We start from the raw sequence: 20,009 nt of genomic DNA, 5'->3' as shown, positions 1-20,009 counted from the left end.
AGCACATGAATGGAGGTGTAGCAGATAGCCGAAAACGAAGGTGGAGGATTCGGTCGCTTACGTCGATTAACTGGCCCTTTATTTGTACTCAAACCTAAATCACTTGGTCAGCCAAGACTCGACGGTCGCAGCGCCGTGCTCTGTTTTCCACTCTTTCAACGTCTTATGGTTGCCGCCTTTAGTTTCGACGACTTCGCCCGTGTGAGGGTTTTTATAAACCTTCAACTGGCGAGGCTTGCGACTACCGGCTTTGGATTCGACGGCTGCAGGACGACGGCCTGCTTGCGGATCAAGTAGGTTGATCACGTCTTTCAGGCTGTAGCCGTATTTTGCGAGCAAATCGCGCAGCTTCGTTTCGAATTCGATTTCTTTCTTAAGGCCAGCGTCGCCCTTGAGGGCTTCGAGGGCCAGGAGCTGTTCGGCGAGGTGTTTTTCAAGCTGACGAAATTCGGCGAGTTTGGACATGGTAAATCCCTATGTGGTAAGTCTCTCAACAATACATAAAAAAGTGCGCTTTTCATTTACGTACAGTGCCCTGCCTAAAGCTGCGGTCAAGCTGATAGCCTTATAACATTCACTAGGAAGACTTCTCCTCGAACAGCCTGCGGGCAGATAGATATGGTGTTACCGGGCTTATCTTTGATATACGTCTGACGCCCAAGAGCAATATGTCCGGGCTGGTGGACACCATGATCAATCACGCCATCAGACGCGTACATGTATGAACGATTGAGCTCATGGTGAATAAGGTTGAGCCTCGTCTTGAGCTCAGGCCAATAATGTCCAGCACCGGAAGAGATGAAAGACCCATCACCTGATGAAGAAGATAACTCAACCTCATTGTTTTCTAGGAGACTCCAAAGCACGGCGCCTCGATAAAATGGGTGAGCAACAAATGCAATGGGGGCAATCAGAGGATGAGGGCCTATCACGACGCGTCCTTGTTCATCTGTACGCCCATTGAACGAAGCACCGTCGCTGTTGACTAGGCAAACATCTGCGCCAGCCAATGACGCCCCTTTACTATCAATGATGTTGAAGGTGTAGCTCTCTAATTGAGGAACGGACGTGGGCTGTGCCAATGACATTATAAATGCCTGCTCCAACGTCGCATGGAGCGCAGCAGTTGCACTTAGTTGTAGCCGTTCAATTGCCAGCGGCTCCTCACTCCCGGCCTCTAAAAATTGTGCCTCCTCATTCCACAGCAGCAATTGAGCTGCCGGCGCTCCTTTCCACTCCAGCAGGGTACGCCCGGTGACCTTCAGGTTCGGAGGCTGGAGATCATCAACACCAATCCGTAGTACAACCCCACAGTGAGTGATGCCAGGAATGCTGCCTCGAATTGTGAGCGAATGATCATTTTTGTTCCATGCGTGGGTAACGGTGTGGAGCTTTGCATCCTTCAGCCCAGTCACCACATCTTCCGTGAAGAGAGACAGTGACTCTCTCACTCTTTGTGCGGCACTCGCTAGCTGGGCCTGTCTCTGGGCCTCTCTGCTCGCCTCTATGTCCATAGACCTCTGATTTCGGTCGATATGAGCATTGAACTTGCTGGTATCAAACTTGATTGCCAAATTCTGCTCCTTACTGGGGCTCAACCAAGCGTGCAGTTCGGCGCGTACCTGGCTCATGGTTGGCCTATTCTCGGGTGAAAAGGCTGTCGCACTAGCAATCAGCTTATCTAATGGGGCTGTGTTTTCGGCGGCAGGTAGATAAGTACCGATTTGAAAAGCCTCATGATTCAAATCGTAAGCACCTGGCAAAGCAAATCGCTGTCCGGTAGCAAGCACCCAAATAGTTTTCGCGATCGAAAAAACATCGGCTGGCCTGCCATCGGCCTCTATCGCGGTATTGAGCATTTCAGGAGCACTGTAGAACAGAGGGCCAATTCGCTCGTTTGGCTCGGTAATTCCTACCTTGCCTTCAAAACTAACAAGCCCAAAGTCACCCACCGTCCATCGACCTTGGTAGTAGAAGAGGTTTTCGGGTTTGATATCACGATGGGAAAACCTGCGCCCATGCATGGTTTCAAGCACCGCAGCAATGTCGTGAAACGCCTGAACGACATCTCTGAGTGACGGTGATTTGCCAAGTTGCTCGGCAAGAGGGATAGCCAGTCCCATCACCAGCCAAGGTCGTTGGTTGGGCCTAGGGGCGGTGTCGGCCTCAAAAACTGGGATAACACCCGGAATATCAGCACAATTTTTGAGCGCTTCCACTTCGTCACGAAAACGGTCAACTCGCTTCTGTATGCTTGGCGATTTGAGTTTTTTCAGGTTGATTTTGAGTAGCTTAAGCGCACCAACTCTTCCATCTTTTTCTGCACGGAAGATGTCACCGTTGCCTCCACCGCCAAGAAACTCTCGGGAGTCGTAAGACCATCCATTCACTACAATCAAAGTGGTACCCCTAGTCTTCCTGGCAACCATATCTATTCTCGAAAATTCATTGCGTCTTTTGGCTGCCGAACCACCCTAACGCACTCATCGCCCGCCTCAGCACTCATAGCTGAATTCAAGTGCCATGGCACTTCTTGTATTTCAGCCCAGAACCGCAGGGGCAAGGATCATTTCGACCCACGCTCCCTAATGTAGCTCTAACCTTTGCCCGCTTGGATTGGTTGATGATATGAGCAATGAAACCAGTCTGATGCTCAACCTCCTTCCTTTGACTTTCGCTAACCCCATCCAAATATGGCCTCAACCGCTGGATCTCAGTAACAGCCCCCATATGTTCGCCAGCGTGCGCGAGAATCACTGCATACTGACTTCTGCACTGAACCATTCTCGTGACAAGTTTGGCCTTCGAGACCATAGGCAGCACATGCTGCTCCATAACCTCTCGCGCACCCTCGTAGTCTTTCAAGCCGACAAACTCATCGGCGAGGTCTTGGCCTACTCGCACGATTGAGTCATAAGCACCAATCATCCCGTAAAACTTCATGGAGTGAATTCGAGCGAAAGGAGTGGGGAGGCCTTGGGCTTCTCTCGTTATGGCGTACAACTCCAAGGCATCAGCAATATGTTTCAGATCCTCATCAACATCTGGAGGCCGCTTGATGACAGTCCAAAGGACATCGGGATTTTTACCAATCACGTCCTTTGGAGTGAGTCCTAGCATTTCGTAATACTCATCAATTACTTTTCGGCAAAGATTTTCGGCTTGCTTATGACGCTTCAGCTTCCAAAGTCCAATCGCATGGTTGTACTCAAAGACCCTTCTATTTTTGGCATCGGGTATTTTGGGGGTGGCATACTCGATGGCTCGCCTAACCTCTTCCTCATTTCCCTGCTCCGAGGCAAAAATGACTTTTTTCATTGCCCAAGCTATCTGCTCGCGGTATTCGAACTCATACTCAGCAAGAAGCGCCTCCATTTGGGCCAGACGACCAGGTACCTCATCAAACTTACCTGATCGCATGTGAGAGAAGACGACTCCGTCGAGAGCCCAGAACGCCTGGTGAGGGCTCAAACTTCCTGAATCCACCGCCTGCTCAAGCCTGGAAAGAATATCTACAGATATACCCATCTCATAGAACACCTCCTCTCCGGACAGACCAATGAGGGTCATAACATCGTCAAGCTTGATGAACACTTGGGTCAGAAGTGAAAACCTTGAGGTATCCCGATCCCTCTCCAGTCCAGCGACCAAAATCTCTTTCAAAGTCAGTAGAGCTGTATTTATCAGGGATGCCCCCATGAGCTCTAGGTGTCGGAGGCCTATCGCCCGGACAGCATCATGGACTTTGAGACTTTTGGCGCCAAAGACCTCAACCGTGCCCGTAGCCTGGATCTTTTTAATCGCAACAGCCGCACCAGTTTTCGTTAGGTCAAGGGCGGTTGTCAGCAGGCGAATAACCTCTTCCTGCGTAAGCCCCACGTCGGCAAGACTGATGACCGCCAATGTATTTTTAGTGACCTCGTCATAGCCTTCAAAGACACGCGTGAGAATGATCTCCTGCGCTGTCTCCACAACGTTGAGTTGCTGTTCAAGATCAGCACAGAGCGCATCAATACTTCCCCCGTATTCGGAGACAGCAATTTTTGCTGCGCTATCGACATACAGGGGTAGCCCCCCTGAGTAAGCACGCAGCCGATCAAGGGCTTGTGGGCTACCAGCGCCCCCGGCATCACTGACCGCACGAGCCACGGTATCGAGATCCCAGCCGAGCAGATTCTCACGATTCAGCCCCAAGACAGCTTCGAGCTCACGCACATTTTCATGAGGCTGGCACAAGAGAACAAAACGAACGTGCCGAGTCGCGTTCAAGAGGTCACGCATGTTGGCGACAGGGACACGATGAGCATTGTCTACCACAACTACTAGGCCCATCCCATCCTGTTCTAGGAAACGGTCGAAGACTCGCATTGCTTCGTAGCCGCTAGCCCCCGGCATGAGTATCTGCCTTACCTTGTCCGGATCATCCTTCGCGTATTTCGAGACCAGCTCACGCACAATAGAGCCTGCGATGGAAGGGCCAGGAAGATCGCCAACATCGTAATAGGCGCACCGCTCAACACTATGCAAGGCCGCATGCGAGGCCCAGGTAGTTTTACCCGCACCAGACAATCCGCAAATTATCCGAACCCGCTCCTGAGAATCGAGAGAGGGCTCGTCCTGCTGAGGCCTATAAGATTGGGGAGGCGAAGGAAAATCCTGAAGTTGAACAATTACTTGTTCGAACAGATCAGACAGCTCCGAGCTGAGGAACGCATGCCTCGAGTTTCCGTTCCCGGCAGCCGAGGCAAGCATCACCAACCCTGCCATTTTCCACGTCAACGAGGCTGGTGATAACAGCGAAAAGTGAAGCTTCTCGGCTTGTGCCATACACCACTGCGCAGCCTCCGAAACGTCTCTCCAAGCGGGAGGAAGCCACTCTGGTCGATTGAGTTTAGCTTCCGGGTAGAGGTACAGCAGATCAGCAGGCACGCTCCCCTTATCCACCTCCGACTGAAGCGTCTCCCCAAGCGCCTGATTCGCGACGATGACAAATTGAGCCGCCCCGGTGCGTCGGTTCGAGATATGTTCATGCCTGATGAGGTCGAATCGCTCCAGAGCGCCTGAGACGTCGCCAGGCATGATCCCGCGCGAGCGCGTTTTCACCTGCACATACACTCGCCCGGAATCTAAGCTGAGCTCGACGTCTTCATCCAATTCGACCAGCACCTCACGTACCCCGGAAGCCTGTGCCAGAAAAAGGCAACCTACGGCGTACAAGTGTTGGTACAGAAATCCTTTATGAACGGCTTCAATCCGCTTCAACTGAGCAGGGTCGAGGACGACGTCTGGATGTGCGTGATCATTGGACTGCATTTTTCAATCTCACTTTAGATGCTGCAGATAATGCCGAAAATGCCCAATGCCCAATGCCCTTGAGCTTTCACGATGGTAGCAAGAGTCCAGATTCACACCACTGCTCTCCCACAACGCGTCTATCCCAAGGAGTATGGCGCGCATCAACAGCTCAGCAGACGTGTCGCGATGGCGCCATTGATCGTCAGAGATGCTGGACGTTCCACCCAAGATCAATGAGTGCCTGACAGTTAGGCTGAAATTGTTCATCCCCTACCAACGTTCGATTGCTGATCGCCAAGCAAAGTAAATGCGTCGGTCGAGTCATTGCCACGTACATCGCAAGGAGCCGCTGCGTATCTCGCACCCCAAGCCTTTTATGGCCATGTACACGCTTCCTCAAAACCCAGGGCATTAAGCTGTCGAGAAACGGCTCATGACTGAAGGTTTCAAGCACAAGCGTCGCGGTGTGAGTCTGCCCCTTTACCGAATGAATGGAGCCAAGCTTGATGTCGACGGCGCCCTTCTCATGAACACTTCGATATGTGTTTACAGACAAGCCGACTACGCGCTCTTGTAGTCCTTCCTGGTTCTCCACGACCCATCCCAGGTAGTCTTGGGCTGCTTCGGTTTTATCATTCGTACAGGCTAGAATTTTCGTAAGATCCCAAAAGCGTTGAGAAAGAATCAACCAACGTTCGCAACTAAGCACATCCCCCTTAAATAGAACCTCAACAACAAGCTGCTGGTAACGCTCCAGGTCTTTCGCTTCGGTGAATAGCTGCTGAACCTGTACGTGTTGCCGAGCACCGACCTTGAGCTTGGTGGACAAATTTGAAAGGTTCACAAGATGGAGTAATGCTCTGGCAATCTCCTCCACTCCGTGATGCGCGGTCTCGCCTTTCGAAATGTGTCGCCTAGCAAGACGCACTCGCTCCACGAGAGTCGACGGCCTGTATCCAGTGCGGCCAGCGTTGCGTTCGTAGGGTTCCCAGTAATGCCCTACTGTCTTGGGGTAATGTTCAGGATCTCCATCGGGATCAATTTCCTTGTGCGTGTATCCCAGCGCGGCGACCTTAGCCTTTGGAAGCAATGCTGCCGGCAGGTGATCCAGAACAAGCTGGGCATACGCATCAAGCACACCACTGCAGTCACCATCTGGGAAAACAAATATGGTGTGCGGGAGCGGATCGTGATCTCGCTCTCGCAACCCGCAAAGGCTGCCAGCAACTGGAAAGAAGGCAAACGTATCGGCGAGAGATGCGATCGAAGGATCGAAACGGAAGCTACTGGCGATATCAATCGAGCGTGTGGAATCCGGAAAATCACTGCCTTTGGAATGGACGTCAGAATCGAAAATCGCCTGGTTAGGATCACCCACACGAGTCACACAGATTGCTGGGTTGTGGCGAGGAAAGATAGTGCTCAGGTATTCGTTTTGCATCGCCGACGTGTCCTGCATTTCATCGATGATTACGCAGGGAAAACGATGCCGGAGCCCTTCTGCTACGCTTGGTCTTTCTGTTAATTGGGCTTTTCCTAATACGAAGATCTCGTCATAGCAGAAGTATCCTCGCTTGGCAGCCTCTCCCATGGCAGATGACATGATTTTGTACATGCGAGTCGTTGGCCCGCTTGGAAACTTGCCGTCGATTACGGGGGTATGAAAATCTGCGCTTTTAAGGCGAAGCTTCTTGGTATCAAACTTCCGGTAGCCAAGAAAATCGCGAAATACCCGTCTATCCGCGCTGTTCATGCAGTTGAATCTCATCCGGTGTGTCAGTTCATCATCAATGGCGGTGAACCTGTATTGGGCGGAAAGCAGCCATGGGGTAGCTAGAAAACGGCTCACGAAACCATGGATCGTATCGATGTAATGGGGATAGCTAAGAAGGCGCCTGCCCACCTCCGTACCGCCTAATCGATGTTCAATTTCTTGGCGTGCGACGTTGGTGTGTGACAGCACACAAATGCCCCGGGTTCGGCTCGTCCATTTGCGCGCAAGGATTGCAAGCTTAGCGACCACCAAAGTAGTTTTGCCGCTTCCAGGGCAGGCCGAGATGTCCAAGGTCTCTCTTGATCTAAGGAAAGCCAGCCGTCGCTCATCAAGCTCCTTGAGGCTCAGCAGATCGACAACCCAGGAGATATCTTCGTCGGTGATCTGGGGCACCAGATCCTTGAACCCAATCATTGATCAGGTCTCGCCGGCTGGGTCGCTTCCAGGCCGGATGTCACGTAGGTGATGGCTTCGGTAAGGTAGGTCGGCAAGGCTTGCACGAGTTGCTCTTGGGGTGGCGCTTTGAAACCTAGTCGCCCCTCAAGCAAGTCCACCAGATACTGCGCCGTGATCGCCTTGGACGCTTTCTTGCGGTGGAACAACGCATAAATGTGAGAGCACAGGTGTGCCATGGATTCAGCCGAATCTTTCAGTGTGTGAAACTCCGCCTCAGCACTCTGGATGATTTCTTCAGGTTCTTTCTTCTCTTCGTTGAGCGCGTCATCGTTTTCTGCCAGCCTGGCAGCAATGAGAACCTCCCGGGCAAGGCCCGCGAACGCGAGGTCATACTCAAGCGTCCATTGACCAGCGACGAAAGTCTTAACGTTTTGCCCGTCGTGGGACTTGAGTTGTTGCCGCCGCTTTTCCAACGCGACCTGCTGAGTATTTTCATCATCCCCAAAGTCCCTGATGGCCTTCCAGCGACGCGACGTAGAAGCCCATGCAGCGTCATCATCATCCTTCACTCGTCCCAAGATGACCGGTGCACAATCTGGCATGACATCCATATCAGCCAGACAGGCAACCGGTAAAGCCAATATCCCTTTCTCCGGATTCGCTCTTTGAAGGATTCGCGAGTAACGCCCCAAGCCGGTGCTTCCTACGTTTACCACCGACACACCATATCGCGTGAAGTCTCTGCCCAAGAGTTTCGCCAACGCCGGCAGCAAGATAGTCTCACCATCACCTTCCACGATAAGCACACCACGCGCGAAGAATAGGTTGGCCTTGGTCACGTCCAGAAAACGCGCCAGAAATCTGTAGTCACTGGTATCCAACTTCGTGTGCTGCTTGCTGAGCGAGTACGCTTTGTGGCGATGCATGAGCACCAGATTATCCAGCGGAATCTTTGAGCTAAGGTTGGGACTGTGTGTCGTTAAGATGATCTGAACGGGTCGAGATTGTTTTTTGCTCTCTGAGTCATCTGAGGGCTGCTCCGCTGGTTCAGGAGGCAGCACTGCTGTAGCGACCTTAGCATCCGCCCAGCTATAGGATCGGCGTTGAGTACCAGCATGTTCCTGACTGTCGCACTCTATCGAGATTTCAACTTTTTTCTGGGAGGAATTCTCAGGCCCTGCAGCAACGCTCAAAAACTCCATCAGGCGTAACTGTCGCTGAGGGTGAAGGTGAGCTTCGGGCTCTTCGATCAAAAGCAAAGGTAGCCCATCTGGCTCTCGCCCGAGCAGTAGCAGTTCGCATGCCATGAACAGCAAATTATTGGATCCAAGCCCATACTTGCCCCGGGGATCCCCCGACTCCTGGTCGAGCAAGCTCAACTCCAAGCGCTCAAGAATCTGCCTCAAGCGCGCCGGTTCTGAGCCCCCCTCGACAAAGTTGATTTGGCCTTGCAGTTCGTCGCCCTCAAGGGCTAAGTGCGATAGGTAGTCGTTGTTGACCGAGTCCTGAGCTGTCTTAATTCCCTGGTGAAGGTTAACCAGATGGCGAAGATATTCGGCCAAACCCGCGAGGCTTAATGAAGCAGGATCCAGATCCGCAATGGGCTGCGTACTATCGAAATCGCTGCCGCTCTTGATATCTGGAAAGTTTTTCAATACTTGTGACAGCCGTGAGCTCCGTCCAGGGGACATCTCACGCGCAGCATCGCGCAGTGGTCGCAAATAGGCTGCGGCCAACAACTGCCGTACATTATTATCGAGACTCGGCCCACCACCGTTGTGGCCGCTTCGTACTGCAATATCTACCCAGCGTCGCGCCAGCGCATCATCACTGATTCGACGTGCAGCCCAATGGACGTACACAACAGCCTTGCCGTCTTTGAATGTCACATACTCTGAGAAAGCCCCCTGATCAGCCGTAGTGAGATCTGAAAACTTCGCAACAATGATGATCTGATGAGCCTGATTCCCGTCACGAGCGATGTAAAAATCCTCCGGCTGCAGGCGAACGTATTCGCCGTCACGGGTCTGGAGGACGAGTCGCAGAGCATCGATAACCGAAGACTTACCTGCATCGTTCTCGCCAACGAGCGCAGTAACGCCCTTATTGAATTCGATGACCAAACTGTCTTGATCTGCGCCAAACTGCCGGAAATTTTGAATTTTGAGTGCTGACAAATACATCCATGTCTTCCTGTCATTGAAATGCGATGCAGTGGGCCAGGCCTAAAGAATCCATTTCTTGAAATTATGCGGTACTACTCAGCAGCTATCAGCTCAAGATCGGTGGGCCATTATTCGCCCCTCTGAGCCTCAGAAGGTCTGTCCGTTTCGGAGGGCAGCAGCTGTTTCTTCGCTCCACTCCTTCCAGCCATGTGCCAAGTTATAGGGGCCGATGTCAGACGCTGGTGTTTCTTGGATAACTTTGAGCGCCGACCACGCCTCATAGTCATGAAACGGGTTAAGCCCCATGACATTACCGAGGCTCTGATCGACATACCCTTGGTAACTGGCGATCCGAGCAAAAAACGCCGCAGCCTGATTCAGATTCCAATCGTTGAGAAAGAGCAACAGCGCGGTAAACGCCATCAAGGGTTTACTTCCCTGCATGGCACCATACCTCCTGCCCATTGCTCTGCGCAGTGGCTCGTAGTGATGTGATATGAATTGCGCCAGTGCAAGCGTGGCGTCGTACTCAACCTTTAGTGTGGTTGGGTCAAAAGCTGGCTGGCCCTGATGATCACTCGCGAGCTTTGCAATTCGAGAAACCAACGGCCTGATCATGCCCGTACGCTCGAAAAGATACGTGAGCAGCGACTCGTGACGGCGGGCCAGCATCACTTTCGTGGCCGTCCCAAGATCAAAACCAGGAATACTCAGGAGCTCCTGGTTAACCGTCAGCCACTGAGGCTGGTACTTAACCGGCCAAGCTCCGGCCTGCACCGCACCGACCCAATGCAGAACCTGCTGATCCAGGTTTACGTCGAACTGTGAGCTTAGTTTTTTGTGGTGGAACCACTCACGCATGCTCCTGATCTTGACTTGATCCAGCGCGCCGATTTGAATTCCTTTGCAAACTAAATCCCGTATCGCCCTAGATACCCCGTCCCGTGCAGTCGAGATTAGTTGCACTAACCCTTGCGGCGCTTCGCCAGGCGGCAAAATGGCAAAGTCGCAAAATGGGTGGTGCCCTCCAGGAAAACGGAAGTACGCCTGTTTTATTGCATCCCCAGTTACCTTCGAGCTCGAAGCCCTGACGACCTCCGCCCCCTTCACAAAACACGCAGGGCATTCGAGATCACTATGAATTGTCTGCTTCCAAGTATCCGGAATCGGCTCCCTTGATTTCAACTTACCCCGCTGATGACTATCGGCGAGATATTGCAGGAGTTGATCTACATCCAATTCCATTTGGCGAGAGGCGGAGAAGGCGGTTAATGGCATTTCAACACTCCATTTGAATGCAGTAGCCACGCTCCGGAAAGAAGCCTGACTGATAGCAGGACGACAGTACGTGGCTGTCGAATGCCAAAGCTAGCGCTTTCTGCCAACTGCGACCAGTTCCACGTGATGGACGAGGCGCGTTTAGCGTGTGCAACTAGGGCAATAGTGACTTCGGTTAAGCTGTTGCGGGCGATACCTACTGGGAAACTTCCGCGCAGCTTGAAAGGGAAGCGGCTGATCTGGATATGAAGATCCATACATCAGCGCCTACCCGACAAAAGACGTTCTGCTCATTACCAAGGCTGCGACCGAAGCCGTCAATCGCCTCTTCCGACCGGGTTTCAAGTACAGCAAGGCCGAGGCTCTGCTGATGGATTTGCGACAGCCGGGCGAATTCACTGATGGCCTGTTTGCACATTCTCAGCCAGTTACGGCGGACAAAGTGATGACCATCCTGGATGAGATCAAGATCGTCGGGAAAAGGGTGTTCTTCGGCTGGCCAGCTTGCCGGCGGCGCCTGATTTGGGTGTCTTAAAATTGCTGCCAATGGGCACCTCTGTCGCGGCCAAGCGTGCCAACGCTTTGAGCCCTTTCCGTTCCATGCCGCACAAGTGCTACTGAGAAATACTTGCGGAACCGCTACTGATGCTAGCTGTTTGATATGATAGAGGTTTGAGGCATCCTAGGATGAGTGAGCTTCTACATGCCGTTGTTATTACCTGAGGATCTGACGGAGCCTGGCACCCACGCTCTTGTCATCGGCATCAGTGCATACCAGTTTCTGGAGGGTGGTCACGATGAAAACCCCGATACCCTACACCTAGGGTTGAAGCAGTTATCATCTGCCGCTCGATCGGCATCGGAATTCGCCGCTTGGCTTATGGATGGCCATAATCTGCCAGGACTTCCTCTGCGCAGCCTGAGAGTGCTCCTTGCTGAATCGCCGAGTGAAGTCATCCACCCTGCGGTTCAAAGCCTGATGAAAGGCGATCACACACCGACCCGCGCGAACGTCGAACAGGCCTTTCTCGATTTCATGGATGCCTCCGAGCAGCATCCTGAAAACATCGCAGTTGTCTACGTCGCTGGACATGGAGTGCAATTCACCAAAGACGGTGCTGTTTTACTTCTGAGTGACTTTGGAAATCCACTTCACAACCGGAAGAAATATACAGGCGCTGTTGACATGACCGCCTTAAATAAGGCCATGGACAATGAGGGCTCCGCACACGCGCAGTTCTGGTTTCTGGATTTATGTCGCGGCCTTGCACCAGACAAAGAGGATTACGAAAAACTGGCTGGAATCCTGGAATTCGACGTCAGCCGATCCGAATCGACTGTCGCCTCTCCGATGTTTTTCTCCTCCTCCAGCGGACAGACCGCGTACGGGACGCCTAATAAAGTCACGCTTTTTAACGAAGTGTTAATGGCTGGTCTCAGGGAAGGTTATGCTGCGAAAACCGACGTAGCAAACGACCCTACATGGCGCGTGAGCACGACTAGCCTCATCGATTATTTGACGCCCGCAGTAGAGGCTATCGCCTCAGCGAAAGGAAAAAAACAAAAAGTAGACGTCGGTGGCCGTCCGATCAAAGCGTGTTTACATGAGTGCCTATCTCCGCCTGACGTAAACCTTATAGTTACCATCTGCCCAACACAAGATCCTGACAACTACTCTGCGGATCTTAAGCTGAAAGGCAAGAAGGTAGGAAATACTCTGAATAACTGGCCAGCTAAAACCAAAGTCCGCGCGGGCATCTATGTAGTTGAGGTCACTACAGTCACTCCTCCAGATTATCAAGTGGATTGCTTCAGCATCGAACCGCCTACCAGTGAGATGGAGCTACCACTGAAATGAACCCTGAAAATACAAAGCACGGCCAAGTGAAAGTCCATGTTAAATCCAGGGTCAATTTTGGTGGAACTGCGACACCTATCGAGATTAGAAATGACGATCTTATTCTGATCCTCTCAACGAGCAATAAGCGAGTATTTGACCTTCCTGTAGGAATTTACGAAATAAGCGCTGTCCTTGAAGATGGAAAACGACAGAAACAAACAGTCAAAGTAATCGCGTCTGAAACGGCTAATGTATTGCTCGAACCAAAGCTGCCAACTCAGCCAGACGCCCCAGAATTAGCGTTCAAATTTCTGTCCGCTGAACAAATACAAAGGCTTGAAACTCCGACACAAAACTTCAAGCTAGTTAGCGCGAGCAGTGATGTCACCATCTACCCTGAAGATGGTTTCTGGATTGTCCGTCACCACGAGGAGATGGAACATGTCGCTTACGCGATTATTCGAAAGGGTGATGAGCTATTCGAAGTAAGCCTTCCTATTAGTGCTGGCGACCATCACCTATCAGTTACTTGCCACATCAAAACATCTTCAGAAGGCCCGAAAAACAACCTACAGATCAACATTTCTCAAACTAGGAGTTTATCGGCTGCCTTGGAAAGTTTGTTCATCTCAGGGCAAATTGGCCCTGCGGCGAGGCTTGCAGGCAGAGCAATTCACACTCTGATGAATACATACGTCGACCCTACCGGGGCGATCTTAGCTGCTCTTATACTTAAAAAAACTGGAAGGCTTGGTGCATACAAGAACCAATTAGAAGAGCTCAGCACTGAGTTCCCTTGGTTACCAGACGCTAAAATACTGCTTGCCAACGTTTTGATGGCAAAGCCTAGCGAGCGCGAGAGAGCTATTCAGCTGGCTTATGAAGCGAGCCAGGAACGAATCCTCTATACCGAATCATTCTCCATACTGATGAGCCTGCTTCGTTACGCACCTAAAGCCGGTAACGTTGCTCTTTGCCACAAAGCGCTAACGAACATTGCCAAGATCGCGCCTGATGTAGATTGGAATTCGATTTACCTGTGCAGAACCTCGACGGAAAACAGCAATGCTTGAAATACAATTTCTCCCCGCGCGCGAAGGTGACTCGATTTGGCTACGATGGGGAAAGGATTTGGCTTTCCAAATGCTGATCGATATGGGAACGGTGCAAACAGGACTTGCGCTTCGTAAGCGGTTAGAAGCCCTTCCTGAAAACGGGCGTAATTTTGAGCTGGTTGTCGTCACCCATATCGATTGTGATCACATCAATGGCGCTCTTTCAGCGTTGGTTGACAATGCGCCTATTCCAGGTCTGTCCATAAAGGACTTCTGGTTCAATGGCTTAGCTCACCTCGATTACAATCCAAATGCAGACTCACTTGAAGAATTGGGTGCAGTCAAAGGTGAAATGCTCAGCGAATGGCTCAAAGATAAGCCATGGAATCTCCAATTTGATGGCGGGCCGATATGTAGAGACCCAAGCAAGCCAGCTCCAGTCATAGAACTTGCTGATGAGTTGCGAATTACGGTACTAGGGCCTACGCCACAGCGCCTTAAGCAGCTTTTGCCAACCTGGCAAAAGGAATGGCGTGAAGCATTGGCCAAGTACGAAGAAAAAGATAGGGGTGAAGAGGGCGAACTTGAAGCTCTAGGTGCATCTAAGAAGCTCACCCTAAGAAGCATGCAAGACCTAATAAAGCTCGCCACTAAAACAACCAAAACCGATAAAAGCCGAGCAAACGGTAGCAGTATTGCATTGCTGATTGAGTATCAAGGTAATCGCGTATTGTTGAGCGGCGATGCGTATGCGTCCGATTTAGTGGAAGCTATCGAAAGTATAGATTCGACGAAGCCGATGACGCTTGATGCGTTTAAAGTTCCGCATCATGGCAGCAGCAAAAATATTTCCAGCAAGCTAGTTAAAAGCGTAGTGTGCGATCACTGGATCATTTCAACAGAGGGCAATCGTTTTCGACACCCCGATGATGAGGCAGTTGCAAAGCTTATCCATCACAGCGCTGCGCGCCCGGCACGTATCGGTTTCAACATCCAAAGCAAAATAAACGAGAGATGGAACAACGATGAGTGGCGTAAGAAATTCGACTATGTTACGAGCTATGGTGATAGCGAGCACGGACTCACATTGACCTTCAGCTCACGCAACGCACCGCTGTAACGAAGCAATCCAGGGCTGGTCGTACCCGCTGCTAGCGCATCAAACCTAAAGGCCTCGGTCGTTACACGGCCAACATCACATTTACTGAAGGGTATGTGGAGTGAAGTGGGGTTGGCGTTTTGCTAAGCCCAGAAACTCACGCAGGCTGGCACGCCCGCTCCCGCGCTGGAAGGTGGCGACTACATACCTGGAGTTGACAGTTGTCATCACCCAGAACTGCCCCTAACGCTCGACCTTCAACACGTCAGAAGTCCTGATCAGGTGGCCATCGCCAAACCGCCCGTACTGGTCTTTGCGCTTGTGGCCAAAAACCACACCGATGCCAGCGCGAGCCTTGATGGAAACTCCGCAAAGGTAAGCGGTCACCGGTTCATCGAAGCCCTAGGCCTGAGCTTTTATAATTCGCTTGAGATCAAAATCTGTATGGCGTTTGCCGTGAAAATTCACATCTAGGGTGTCGAGCATTGTTGGGCTCCGGTTGCGGCCTGTAGGGAGTTATCAAGAATTGCACACGCAACCAGGCGCGCTGGTACCGTGGGGGATTACTGGTAAATTTCAGGCAGATCGAATCATGCTTGAGAGAAAGACGGGCCCAGGTTGGCCAGCGCTTCAATCTCGAAGTCTCGCTGGTGTGAGGTGTGATACACCGCCCCCTTAGCCACTTCCAGCAAGCAAACCTCAGAACCAGACCTGTCCTCACCTACGGTTACTCTGGTTAACCGCTCCATCTGCCAGCCTCCGGACTTATTCATCCAAGATGGCGTCACAGCCATAATCTCGGTGATAGCTAAATCCGCACCTTGGCTTACCAACATTTTTTGAAGCTGGTGGGTGTCGTCAATCATCACCGCACACTCGCTGAGCCGACCCTCGTTTTCGACGCTAAGGGTTAAGTGATACCAAGGCGTTCGGAGCAGCCTTGAGACTCCGCGCCAATGGGACACGCCCTCCCCGAACATTCCTGGGAGGCCTATCAGGTCGTTGTCTAAGGTTCTGAACATGTGTCGCCTCAAGCTGCTGGAGCACGTCAGTTGCCCAGCAGAACCGATGGGTAATCAGAAAAGGGCAAATATTGCTTCGATAGAAGCAGACTTACGATGGCCTGGCCCGAGCAACACGTAGACCGTGTTGCGTGTTTCGAATAAGTAGCCTTCTTTGAAAGCGGTGCCCATGCTTGAGCGCACCCAATGGCCTGGCTCGAAACGCCTCTGCTCGTCATCCACAACTTTGTGGGCAAACATGAAGATTGGTTGGCAGCCTGCGGCGGCTACTTTGGCTCGCTCTTCGTCGGTGACGATGGCGTCTAGGATTGTCCATTCTTCTACGGCGCAGAGGGGCATCCACTTGTAACGCTTTCTGGCTGCAGCCATCACGGCTTCTAGACCTAGGTCAGAACCCATCAGACTGATACCAAGATCGCCCAACAAACCGTCTTCGATGATCCCATCCACGGCCCGATCCCTCTCTGTCAATATTCGATAATTAGCAGCTGAGGCATAATACCGCCACACATACAAATATATCTGTTTGTGCGGCGGCAGGCAAATGCGACATACCGTCTCTTTTTATTGGGATAGTGAAATGTCGTTGCGGAAATCTTATGCAGCAGTGGTTCAACTGCTTCGCACTCGGAAAGGCTTGTCTCAAGCAAAACTCGCGGGCTCGATCACACAGGCCCACGTGAGCGAGCTAGAGCTCGGTAGAAGCTCAGCGACCGTCGACATGAGTGCCCGTCTTGCCTCGGCGCTGAATGTAGAACCAATCACTTTGCTGGCACTCGCGGCTGCCTCCCATGAGAAGCGCACGGTGCGTGAAGCGCTTCTCGCTGCGCTGGCCGAAGCAGAAGCCCTAGGGCTAGCGGATACCCAGCTCCCATCAGAACCACAAGTCATGGCCGCTCCTAGCGTCGTGGAAGCCAGGAAAAAATGGTTGGCGGTGCAGGAGCTGAAGAAGCGTGGGCTCAGTCAATCCCAGGCGGTGAAAGAGCTCGGACTTCCAGAGAGCACCTTAAGGCGGCTGTGGCATCAAACCATTACCAATTGACGGAAGAAGACTGCGTCCTATCAACCGTCACCAGCATCGAAGCTACTGCCCCATCTTTAGATAAGGCGTGATCGCTCAGCAGCATATTCCTGAAAGGCGGGCGGAAAACTCCCCCCGACAGCAGCCTTGTGGCGCCTCGGCTTAAACACTTTCCAGAGCGCCTTCTAGTTGACGGAGCTTTCTCATGGAATCGGTAACGAAAGGAGAAGGACGAAGAGTGCGCACAGTGCGCGTAGCTTATTGCTAGATGATTATCAAAAGACTCGGGACGGGAGCGAAAGCAACTGCGGAGGATGTGTCCTCTGCTGGAATCGAACCAGCATCTAGCCCTTAGGAGGGGCTCGTTCTATCCGTTGAACTAAGAGGACTCTACAGGGATATCTTGGTTGCTTTTATCCTCAGATTCAAGCGAATTACTGTAAAAACAACGCGTTAGACCATGAGCAGTGTGCGATGTAGCAATTAGTCCGCGCATGTCCTCGTACAGATGAATCGGCTTTGACCACTCCTTATCAACACGCCACCCCCAATAGGAGTCTGGTGAGTAACCCAGATAAGAACTGCCAACCTTCCCCTTAGGAGTGGCCTATCTGCAATGAACCGTCCAAAGCTGATCAATCCTAGTGGTGAAGCTCTGGCTCATCATCTCCCGTCGCATCGCCCAATCAGGGTTACTCGGCACGCTCGCTGCGCGTAACGTTTCCCTTCCCCACCGCCCATTAATCTTGTCCAACACAGCCATAACCTTGGTAGCCTCCGATGGCTGTGAGATCGCGAACAAATCGTCCGTGTACTCGCCTGGCTGGCAAAGATTGAGAAGTAAAACTTCGGCCTTGCTGTACTTGAACCCCGGCCGGTACACACGATCAAGCACATCGACTGCAGCTTTGGTCAGAAGCCTTACATCATCGGTTGGATATGGCAGGTCCACTACGACCCCGTTCGCAAACTTGGCTTCATCAGGGTTGAACATACCCGTGCGGATGCTGACACGGATTTTCTTGCACACCGAACCCTGAGCACGAAGCTTCTCCGATGCGCGCATCATGTAGGTAGCAACCGCCTCCTTGATCGGGGGTAGTTCCGTGAGGCGCTTTCCGAACATTCGACTGCAGCAGATCTCCTGCTTCGGCGGATCGGGCTCGTCCAGTTCAAGGCACGGCGTGCCGGCCAATTCCCTGGCCGTCTTTTCGACCACGACACTAAATTTCTTGCGAAGCATCGACGGATCAGCTTTGGCCAAATCCATTGCGGTTTTGATACCCAGCGCATCCAAATGCATTTTCATGCGCCGACCGACACCCCATACCTCAGCCACATCTGTGTTGCGCAGTACCCAATCACGCTTGAAGGGCTCACAGATGTCGACCACTCCACCCGTTTCAGCTTGAAGGCGTTTTGCGGTGTGGTTCGCGAGCTTGGCCAACGTCTTCGTATGGGCGATCCCTACGCCGACGGGAATACCCGTACAACGCAGCACCTGGCTACGAATTCGACGCCCGAGCGCATCCAGGTTCGAGATGCCCGTCAAATCAGCAAAGGCCTCGTCAATGCTGTAGACCTCCACCGCCGGCACCATTGATTCGATCAGCGTCATCACACGCTCACTCATGTCGCCATACAGTGCGTAGTTCGAGGAGAACGGAACGATCCCGTGTTGCTTGAGCTTGTGCTTGATCTGGAAGTACGGCTCACCCATTTTCACGAAGGGTTTGGCATCGTAGCTGCGGGCAATGACACAGCCATCGTTGTTGCTCAGCACAACGATGGGCACACGAGCCAAGTCCGGCCGAAACACGCGCTCGCAACTGGCGTAAAAGCTGTTGCAATCAATCAACGCAAAGACCGGCTCCAACCTTTTAGACATGGCTGCGCACGCTGCTGGTGATGACACCCCAGATGGAAAGCTCGTCCCCTTCTAGGACGTATCTAGGAGGGTATTTAGGATTCTCTGAAAGTAGAATCATCTGGGTGCCGCGTTTGCACAATCGCTTGCACATGGGCTCGTTGTTCAGCAAGGCCACCACGATGTCGTTGTGGCCCGCTTCCAACGCGCGATCGACAACGGCCAAGTCGCCGTCGAAGATCCCAGCGCCTTGCATGCTGTCCCCCGCTATGGAGATCAGGTACACGTGAGGCGCTCGGATATTCAGAATCTCGTCCAAGGAGATATGTTGCTCGATGTGGTCGGCCGCCGGCGAGGGAAAGCCTGCTGGAACGCGAAATGAGCAGCGAGGGAGCTTGATGCCGCCTTCTGCGAGAGGACCGACGATGGTAACGCTCATTGAGACGCCTTCTACACATACTGTATTTTTGTACAGTTAACGTCGAAGCAGCGTGCCGGTCAATTTTCATCGGAATGTTTACGACAAGCGGATCCACTGCGACCCAGAATCCAAAATGTTGAAGTCGCCAGCCCATGCCATTTTGATACTCCGCACTGTTCGCTGTGATCTCCGCTAACATCGTGCTGTTTGAAATCAATATGCCCTCAAGCTACCCTCGTGGACCGCTGTTGAATTAACCGTTATCACCCTAGGAGAAGACATGCCACATCCAAATGGAAGCATGGGAAATGCACTCCCTGTTGTGCATTCATTTGCGCAAACGTATGCGCACGTAGGACGCGCAAGCGTAGCGTTTTTATCCACTACAGGTGAAGCCATCACAGCTACACAAGGTTTCGCACGAGGTTGCGTAACTCCAACAATTATTTTTCAGGGGCAGAATCATGTGCATGGAAGGGTATGTGCCGCCTGCTGGGGCTACGCGACGAGTTGTACAGGCGAGCGTATAGGCCAAGCTGTAGCCCCGCTTGATTCAGTAGTTCCGTAGGGTGCCCAGTAATCAGAGGGGCTAATACCCCAACTGTATCCTCGGTTTTCAAACGATACGGATCTGAGGGCACCGAGGCTAAACTGAAAAATCACGCACGTTTCTGTTCTATCCCGGGTCTTCGAGCGCACCTATTTGCTGAGCCAACGCCGGACGCGGCTCCCCCTCCCCCGACTACCAGTCCCCAAATTCAGCGGGCGTTTTTGCT

The 20,009-nt window shown here is 52.2% G+C and carries 13 protein-coding genes, 1 tRNA gene and 4 pseudogenes; 5 read left to right on the top strand and 13 right to left on the bottom strand.

The genetic code is table 11. The features are described 5' to 3' along the window. Window positions 1-99 precede the first annotated feature (99 nt). The 7 genes and pseudogenes from ACY4LX_RS16670 to ACY4LX_RS16640 form a co-directional block, all read right to left on the bottom strand. Window positions 100-465, bottom strand: a complete 366-nt coding sequence (locus ACY4LX_RS16670) for a histone-like nucleoid-structuring protein, MvaT/MvaU family (RefSeq protein WP_463257090.1) — start codon at window positions 463-465, stop codon at window positions 100-102. Between the two features lie 86 nt (window positions 466-551). Continuing rightward, complete coding sequence (locus tag ACY4LX_RS16665; protein ID WP_463260606.1) at window positions 552-2,390, bottom strand: protein kinase domain-containing protein; 1,839 nt, start codon at window positions 2,388-2,390, stop codon at window positions 552-554. A gap of 124 nt (window positions 2,391-2,514) precedes the next feature. Next, window positions 2,515-2,601, bottom strand: a pseudogene (locus ACY4LX_RS16660) (SEC-C metal-binding domain-containing protein); the annotation flags it as partial. A 1,632-nt stretch (window positions 2,602-4,233) separates the two neighbouring features. After that, window positions 4,234-4,752 (bottom strand): annotated as a pseudogene (locus ACY4LX_RS16655) (ATP-binding protein); the annotation flags it as partial. 745 nt (window positions 4,753-5,497) lie between these two features. Next, the gene (locus ACY4LX_RS16650) at window positions 5,498-7,483 is read right to left on the bottom strand and encodes a UvrD-helicase domain-containing protein (RefSeq protein WP_463257089.1); all 1,986 of its coding nucleotides are present in this window, start codon (window positions 7,481-7,483) and stop codon (window positions 5,498-5,500) included. Then, entirely contained in the window at window positions 7,480-9,648 is a 2,169-nt protein-coding gene (locus ACY4LX_RS16645) for an ATP-dependent nuclease (RefSeq protein ID WP_463257088.1), read from the bottom strand. The genes ACY4LX_RS16650 and ACY4LX_RS16645 overlap by 4 nt, the downstream gene beginning before the upstream one ends. A 129-nt stretch (window positions 9,649-9,777) precedes the next feature. Beyond that, window positions 9,778-10,908, bottom strand: coding sequence for a hypothetical protein (locus ACY4LX_RS16640; RefSeq protein WP_463257087.1), 1,131 nt, complete (start codon window positions 10,906-10,908; stop codon window positions 9,778-9,780). A 268-nt stretch (window positions 10,909-11,176) separates the two neighbouring features. On the opposite strand from ACY4LX_RS16640, the pseudogene ACY4LX_RS16635 reads away from it, so the two are divergent. The 4 genes and pseudogenes from ACY4LX_RS16635 to ACY4LX_RS16620 all read left to right on the top strand — a co-directional run. Continuing rightward, window positions 11,177-11,430 (top strand): annotated as a pseudogene (locus tag ACY4LX_RS16635) (DNA polymerase V subunit UmuC); the annotation flags it as partial. A 181-nt stretch (window positions 11,431-11,611) separates the two neighbouring features. Then, entirely contained in the window at window positions 11,612-12,766 is a 1,155-nt protein-coding gene (locus ACY4LX_RS16630) for a caspase family protein (RefSeq protein WP_463257086.1), read from the top strand. Continuing rightward, complete coding sequence (locus ACY4LX_RS16625; RefSeq protein ID WP_463257085.1) at window positions 12,763-13,821, top strand: hypothetical protein; 1,059 nt, start codon at window positions 12,763-12,765, stop codon at window positions 13,819-13,821. Before ACY4LX_RS16630 ends, ACY4LX_RS16625 begins: the two co-directional genes overlap by 4 nt. After that, complete coding sequence (locus tag ACY4LX_RS16620) at window positions 13,814-14,923, top strand: ComEC/Rec2 family competence protein (RefSeq protein WP_463257084.1); 1,110 nt, start codon at window positions 13,814-13,816, stop codon at window positions 14,921-14,923. Before ACY4LX_RS16625 ends, ACY4LX_RS16620 begins: the two co-directional genes overlap by 8 nt. Before the next feature lie 81 nt (window positions 14,924-15,004). Here the strand turns inward: ACY4LX_RS16620 and ACY4LX_RS16615 are convergent. From ACY4LX_RS16615 to ACY4LX_RS16605, 3 genes and pseudogenes are all read right to left on the bottom strand, one after another. Further along, window positions 15,005-15,388, bottom strand: a pseudogene (locus tag ACY4LX_RS16615) (hypothetical protein). A 104-nt stretch (window positions 15,389-15,492) separates the two neighbouring features. After that, window positions 15,493-15,768, bottom strand: coding sequence for a hypothetical protein (locus ACY4LX_RS16610; RefSeq protein WP_463257083.1), 276 nt, complete (start codon window positions 15,766-15,768; stop codon window positions 15,493-15,495). Window positions 15,769-15,978: 210 nt separating this feature from the next. Then, entirely contained in the window at window positions 15,979-16,374 is a 396-nt protein-coding gene (locus ACY4LX_RS16605) for a DUF6957 family protein (RefSeq protein ID WP_463257082.1), read from the bottom strand. A gap of 94 nt (window positions 16,375-16,468) precedes the next feature. On the opposite strand from ACY4LX_RS16605, the gene ACY4LX_RS16600 reads away from it, so the two are divergent. Then, the gene (locus tag ACY4LX_RS16600) at window positions 16,469-16,966 is read left to right on the top strand and encodes a helix-turn-helix domain-containing protein (protein WP_463257081.1); all 498 of its coding nucleotides are present in this window, start codon (window positions 16,469-16,471) and stop codon (window positions 16,964-16,966) included. A 296-nt stretch (window positions 16,967-17,262) separates the two neighbouring features. On the opposite strand, the gene ACY4LX_RS16595 is transcribed toward ACY4LX_RS16600, so the two are convergent. The 3 genes from ACY4LX_RS16595 to ACY4LX_RS16585 all read right to left on the bottom strand — a co-directional run bounded on the left by ACY4LX_RS16595 (window position 17,263) and on the right by ACY4LX_RS16585 (window position 19,251). Next, a tRNA-Arg gene (locus ACY4LX_RS16595) sits at window positions 17,263-17,334 on the bottom strand. 218 nt (window positions 17,335-17,552) lie between these two features. Beyond that, window positions 17,553-18,833, bottom strand: coding sequence for a translesion error-prone DNA polymerase V subunit UmuC (gene umuC, locus ACY4LX_RS16590; RefSeq protein ID WP_463257080.1), 1,281 nt, complete (start codon window positions 18,831-18,833; stop codon window positions 17,553-17,555). After that, a complete protein-coding gene (locus ACY4LX_RS16585) occupies window positions 18,826-19,251 on the bottom strand; it encodes a LexA family protein (RefSeq protein WP_463257079.1) in 426 nt (141 codons plus the stop codon). The genes umuC and ACY4LX_RS16585 overlap by 8 nt, the downstream gene beginning before the upstream one ends. Window positions 19,252-20,009 lie beyond the last annotated feature (758 nt).

This window comes from Pseudomonas sp. Emmai (genome assembly GCF_055179735.1).
This window is presented reverse-complemented; position numbering and strand designations above follow the sequence as displayed.

Excerpts from the sequence above, each read along its gene's own strand:
- ACY4LX_RS16610 (WP_463257083.1), bottom strand. The coding sequence starts at position 15,768 with ATGATTGACGACACCCACCAGCTTCAAAAAATGTTGGTAAGCCAAGGT.
- ACY4LX_RS16600 (WP_463257081.1), top strand. The coding sequence starts at position 16,469 with ATGCGACATACCGTCTCTTTTTATTGGGATAGTGAAATGTCGTTGCGG.
- ACY4LX_RS16585 (WP_463257079.1), bottom strand. The coding sequence starts at position 19,251 with ATGAGCGTTACCATCGTCGGTCCTCTCGCAGAAGGCGGCATCAAGCTC.
- ACY4LX_RS16645 (WP_463257088.1), bottom strand. The coding sequence starts at position 9,648 with ATGTATTTGTCAGCACTCAAAATTCAAAATTTCCGGCAGTTTGGCGCA.
- umuC (WP_463257080.1), bottom strand. The coding sequence starts at position 18,833 with ATGTCTAAAAGGTTGGAGCCGGTCTTTGCGTTGATTGATTGCAACAGC.
- ACY4LX_RS16670 (WP_463257090.1), bottom strand. The coding sequence starts at position 465 with ATGTCCAAACTCGCCGAATTTCGTCAGCTTGAAAAACACCTCGCCGAA.
- ACY4LX_RS16630 (WP_463257086.1), top strand. The coding sequence starts at position 11,612 with ATGCCGTTGTTATTACCTGAGGATCTGACGGAGCCTGGCACCCACGCT.
- ACY4LX_RS16620 (WP_463257084.1), top strand. The coding sequence starts at position 13,814 with ATGCTTGAAATACAATTTCTCCCCGCGCGCGAAGGTGACTCGATTTGG.
- ACY4LX_RS16640 (WP_463257087.1), bottom strand. The coding sequence starts at position 10,908 with ATGCCATTAACCGCCTTCTCCGCCTCTCGCCAAATGGAATTGGATGTA.
- ACY4LX_RS16650 (WP_463257089.1), bottom strand. The coding sequence starts at position 7,483 with ATGATTGGGTTCAAGGATCTGGTGCCCCAGATCACCGACGAAGATATC.
- ACY4LX_RS16625 (WP_463257085.1), top strand. The coding sequence starts at position 12,763 with ATGAACCCTGAAAATACAAAGCACGGCCAAGTGAAAGTCCATGTTAAA.